This is a genomic window from Azospirillum sp. UFLA03-27, assembly GCF_059803775.1.
In genome coordinates this window covers 1-1148 of record NZ_JAUQTX010000509.1, presented here as the reverse complement: position 1 = coordinate 1148, position 1148 = coordinate 1, and the positions used below count along the sequence as shown (strand labels likewise).

Sequence of the window (1148 nt, the reverse complement as noted above, 5' to 3'; positions counted from 1 at the left end):
GTTATAGTCTCGTGGGCTCGGAGATGTGTATAAGAGACAGTGGCCCGTTCGAACATCGCCATGTTCTGCTTGCCGACCTCTTCCAGCCGGCCGAAGGGGAACATGCCGCCCAGCGTGTTCTGGAAATAGTCGCGCATCTGCTCCTGGTTGCGCGAGAAGGACTGCATCGAATATTCGAGGTAGCGCGGCACCATCCACTGCATGTTGTCGCCGTAGAAGCCGATGAGCTGGCGCAGGAAGCTGATCGGCAGCAGGTTCTGGCCCTTGCTCTCCTCCTCCACGATGATCTGCGTCAGGACGGAGCGGGTAATGTCCTCTCCGGTCTTCGCGTCATAGACCACAAAGTCGAGCCCGTCCTTGACCATCTGACAGAGATGGTCGAGCGTCACGTAGCTGCTGGTCGCCGTGTTGTAGAGCCGCCGGTTGGCGTACTTCTTGATCGTGATCGTCGCGGACTTCTGGTCTTCCTTGTCGGCCATCGCTGTTTCTTTCAAGAAGGGTCGTGCGGCGAGAATGTTCCAGATATAAGGACTACTCGAAGGAATGCACCCTGTCCAGTGCTGTGCCGCAGCGCTGCGACCCCAAATGGGCGTCCCCCCGATAATTCGGGATTTGCGGCATTTTCGATCGGTCCTTCGCGGCTCTGGTCAAGGGCACCGCCTCCCTCATATACTCCTCGCCATGGCCGAATCGTCCGAATCCGACATCCCGTCCCTGGAAACGCTCGCGCAACGGTACCTCGACCTGTGGCAGGAACAATGGGCGGCCTGCGCCGCCGATCCCGAGATGGCCGATGCCGCCGCCCGCCTGTTCCAGATGATGGCGCAGGGCGCCGCGGCGATGGCGCCCTTCGTCCTGGGGCCGGGCGGTTTCGCCTACGCCAGCCCGCCGGGCACCGGCTGGAATCCGACGCCGGCCCCACCCCAGCCTGCCGGGTCCCAGCCGTCCTCCGAGGGAGAGCCGCGTGACCGGGGACAACGCCACGATCCCCCCGCAACCCGCTCTGCGGCCCACCCCAAGGCTGGGGCCGCGGCCGCTGGCGCTGCATCTGGCGACGGTGGCGGCGACACTGCTCAGCTCCTCCGCCGCATTGCCACACTTGAGGAACGGCTCGCTGCCATGGAAGCCGCATCTGCAGGAGCGGGCGG

General features: G+C 64.1%; 2 protein-coding genes. One reads left to right on the top strand and one right to left on the bottom strand.

Features of this window, described 5'->3' with window-relative positions:
• Positions 1 to 479, bottom strand: a 479-nt coding sequence (phaR, locus tag Q4I23_RS32770) for a polyhydroxyalkanoate synthesis repressor PhaR (protein ID WP_498529013.1), incomplete at its 3' end; no start/stop codon positions are given.
• A 202-nt stretch (positions 480 to 681) separates the two neighbouring features.
• Here phaR and Q4I23_RS32765 point away from each other — a divergent pair.
• Positions 682 to 1148: hypothetical protein (locus Q4I23_RS32765; protein ID WP_498529012.1), on the top strand; the 467-nt coding region annotated here is incomplete at its 3' end.